Origin of the sequence: Halalkalibacter alkalisediminis (genome assembly GCF_028610705.1) — a bacterium.
GTDB lineage: Bacteria > Bacillota > Bacilli > Bacillales > Bacillaceae_D > Halalkalibacter > Halalkalibacter alkalisediminis.
The window spans coordinates 1-2,961 of sequence record NZ_JAQQWT010000094.1 but is presented as its reverse complement, the minus strand read 5'-3'; the positions used below and the strand labels follow the sequence as shown (position 1 = coordinate 2,961).

The 2,961-nt window shown below is 32.5% G+C and carries 5 protein-coding genes; all 5 read right to left on the bottom strand.

Annotated features, from left to right (window positions below; translation table 11 throughout):
- Positions 1–232 precede the first annotated feature (232 nt).
- The 5 genes from PQ474_RS25885 to PQ474_RS25865 all read right to left on the bottom strand — a co-directional run bounded on the left by PQ474_RS25885 (position 233) and on the right by PQ474_RS25865 (position 2,800).
- Complete coding sequence (locus PQ474_RS25885) at positions 233–1,252, bottom strand: DUF4179 domain-containing protein (RefSeq protein ID WP_273848457.1); 1,020 nt, start codon at positions 1,250–1,252, stop codon at positions 233–235.
- On the bottom strand, positions 1,242–1,745 hold the full coding sequence (locus PQ474_RS25880; protein ID WP_273848456.1) for a sigma-70 family RNA polymerase sigma factor: 504 nt from the start codon (positions 1,743–1,745) through the stop codon (positions 1,242–1,244). The genes PQ474_RS25885 and PQ474_RS25880 overlap by 11 nt, the downstream gene beginning before the upstream one ends.
- Before the next feature lie 241 nt (positions 1,746–1,986).
- Positions 1,987–2,181 carry a hypothetical protein gene (locus tag PQ474_RS25875; protein ID WP_273848455.1) on the bottom strand — a complete coding sequence of 65 codons (195 nt, stop codon included), beginning with the start codon at positions 2,179–2,181 and terminating at the stop codon, positions 1,987–1,989.
- Between the two features lie 90 nt (positions 2,182–2,271).
- Positions 2,272–2,637, bottom strand: coding sequence for a class I SAM-dependent methyltransferase (locus tag PQ474_RS25870; protein ID WP_273848458.1), 366 nt, complete (start codon positions 2,635–2,637; stop codon positions 2,272–2,274).
- On the bottom strand, positions 2,630–2,800 hold the full coding sequence (locus PQ474_RS25865) for a hypothetical protein (protein WP_273848454.1): 171 nt from the start codon (positions 2,798–2,800) through the stop codon (positions 2,630–2,632). Before PQ474_RS25865 ends, PQ474_RS25870 begins: the two co-directional genes overlap by 8 nt.
- Between the last annotated feature and the right edge of the window lie 161 nt (positions 2,801–2,961).

Genomic DNA, 2,961 nt, shown 5'->3' with positions numbered 1-2,961 from the left:
CAATGCGAGTAAATAAAAAATAAAACTAACGCATAAAGCCACCTTAATTAATCTTTTCATTTTCCCTCTCCTGTTTGTACTTTTGTTTTTTGAATATTATACCATTTTTTCACTTACCTGCTCCGTTCCCAATAAGCAAAAAGAGCTGTAATTAAAACAGCTCCTGTTCTTGTGCTAAAGCTACCCGTTACTTTAAGTACAATAATTCACAATTTTTTCAACTAATTCACTATTATTTTTTTATGTCGATGACAATTGGCTCAAGCTCAATTTTTGTATGACCTTTTCCAGAATTGAGACTTGCAATTTGGATAGGTTGAATGATGAGCTTATTAGCTCCTTCTTGAATTGTGCCGAAGTCACTTGTTCCTTTAAATGTTTTGAAATTATCAGGTGACGTTCCACTACCGCTAGTTCCATCCATATATACATTGCCAAGGTCATCTGTTACCTTAAAAACAGGTGTCACGCTTTTCCACTCTTTTAAGAGTTCATCAGATACCACTTGTTCATAACTAATAACAGTAGAAACATCAGTGAATTCAACAGATTGAAGTGTGAAGTTCACACCCTTATTCTGTACCGTTTCATTTAACAACTCTATATTACCCTCTAAACGATTAAGCGAAAAAGCAAATGACCAATCACCTTCTAGTGCTATATCATCCGATATGCTTTTAAAGGTTTCAGGTTCCCAAGTAACTTCAACTGTTTTTGGATATTCTCCATCTTTAAAATGTGGCGTGAAAGATGCCAATCCTACATAGCGATTGCCACTAATCTTTGTGATTTTTTCACTTCCTCCCATACCACTTGCTCCATCAACATCAAACCAATTCATTGGACGGATTTCAATTTCTTGTTCAACTTCTTGTTCTGTTTCGATTGCGTATGAAATAGTAATATTCGTTCCGTCATATACTGCGTTGTCTACCATGACAGTCGTACCATTGCTCGTCTGTGCAAGACCTATATTAGTCGAGAAGGTTTCAAAATTTTTGTAGTCTCTTTCCTCATCATTGAAAAAACTAATCACATTATCCATAAATGGAATTTGTGCTGCAATAGACGGAAAAGCATATGCAACTGAAGTGGTAGATAAACCTAAAATCACTGCCGCTGCTACTAACGGATTTTTGAATCTTCTTTTTTGTTGCTCTGCTTTGGCTTTTTTTACACCCATTTTAGACCTTTCATGTAATTCTTTTGGAATTTCTATTTTTTGTAACTCTTGATTGATTTTATTGCTCACAAATATCACCCTCCTTAAATTGTTTACGAAGTTTATCTAATGCACGATATAAAACCGATTTTGCCGTTCCAAGCGGTATTTCCAATAGTTCTGATATTTCTTTAAATGTATGATTATGATAAAACCTTAGTAAAACTATGCTTTTTTCATCGTCTTCCAATGCTTCTATTAAGTCTTGTAATGATATAGAAAGAGGGATATCTTCATTCTCTACTCCTATAAGTCCCTCATATTCTGGCTTTAAATGGACAACTTTTTGATTTTTCCTTACTACATTCGTTGCACAGTTCATTGTGATTTTTATTAACCATGTTTTGAAATACTCTGGTTTTTTCAATGTATTTATTTTCTTAAATGATTGATAGGCTACTTCTTGAACAATATCCAAAGCATCTTCTTTGTTTTTTACATATACATAAGCCATTCGATAAATATCTTCTTCATACTGCTGGAAAAGATTTAAAAAGGCTTTGTCATTTCCTTTTTGAGCCATTTTTACTAATCTAATGATTGGAATTCACCCTTTCTTTTTTTGTCTTACACTTATTAGACAAACCAAAGTATAATTTGGCTTAAATTTTTTGAAGTTTTTTTGCAAATAAAATAATCGTCCAAAATTAAGGACGATTACATTATATATTTTAAACTTCTTGTTCAACTCTACTGCTCAATACTGGCACAAGAGCAGCGACAACTTCTTTCGCTATCGCTTCCGTTAATTTAAGTGCATTGCTTCACATACTTAAAAAGCTACTTCCAAAAAGCCACATCATTGGTGTTAGAATAACCAGTAAAAATAATCCTGTAAACATATACTTTATGTACTGATTTCTATTTGCTCCTTCTCGTAATTCCCAAAGTCCTAAAGTAATGAAATATAGCCCAACTAAAATTGAAGCGATTGGAAGGATAAAAAATAAAATAGCCATTTACGCATCCCCTTATAATTCTAATTAAAGATAAGCATCCGTTAGTTCAAACAAACAAATTTAATTATTTCCACTTTATTCTCTCTATGTCTACTTCTTTGCTTCAATACAAAGGTATGCACCCTTATTATGTATAATCATTTCCCTGAAATTATTATTTTCTAAACCAGTTACTATCTCTTGTCTATCCAGAAGATTAAAGTTTTGTGTTCGTTTCAGCTTTTTCATGTGAGATTTGTCCATTATGGATATGTATAAAGCTCCATTTTGTTTCAACACACGATATGTCTCATTCAACCCCTTGTCCAAGTCATTCCAAAAGTAAATTGTATGAACAGTATAAACCTTGTCAAAAATATTATCGTTGAATGGCATATCCTCTATATCTGATTGTGTTATATCCATTAAACCAGTATCAATATAATTTTTATTCAATTTTCTCGCTTCTTTAACCATTTCCAATCCCAACTTCCAAAATACTTTCATTTCCCTTAATATTTAATAGACTTAATGTCCAATTATTTATTTCATAATTGCCCTTTTCCATATACTTTCCCACCAATTTAGAGACAAAACCAGTAGGCTTTTTCAACTGATTTCCAAGCCACTTTTGAAACATAATACCTCCAACTGAATAAGTATTTTAAAATTAAGAAAATTCGTCTAAGAAGTTGCATTTAGAGAACCTTTTTACCAATAGTTAGTAAGCCCGAACTATAGAAAAAATCCGCACCTAAGCGGTACGCATGACAAATAGCCGTATATCCTGATTTTTTTATC